This is a genomic window from Algoriphagus oliviformis (assembly GCF_017254915.1).
Lineage (GTDB): Bacteria > Bacteroidota > Bacteroidia > Cytophagales > Cyclobacteriaceae > Algoriphagus > Algoriphagus oliviformis.
In genome coordinates this window covers 1-255 of record NZ_JAFKCT010000108.1, presented here as the reverse complement: position 1 = coordinate 255, position 255 = coordinate 1, and the positions used below count along the sequence as shown (strand labels likewise).

Sequence of the window (255 nt, the reverse complement as noted above, 5' to 3'; positions counted from 1 at the left end):
CATGTACCTGACCGCGATCATCGATCTGTACAGCCGGTATATCGTCGGCTGGTCCATCTCCAACAACATGGACGCGGAATGGTGCAAGGAGGTGCTCGAAGAGGCCATCAGCCAGTATGGCTGTCCCTAGATCCTCAACACCGATCAGGGAAGCCAGTTTACCTCGGAAGTCTTCACCGCGACGGTGAAGTCCAGCGGCATCCGCCTGAGTATGGACGGCAAGGGAAGGGCGATTGACAACGTGTTTATCGAGCG

1 pseudogene is annotated in these 255 nt (G+C 56.5%); it reads left to right on the top strand.

Annotated features, from left to right (window positions below):
- Nucleotides 1-255: pseudogene (locus J0A68_RS22920) on the top strand (transposase); the annotation flags it as partial.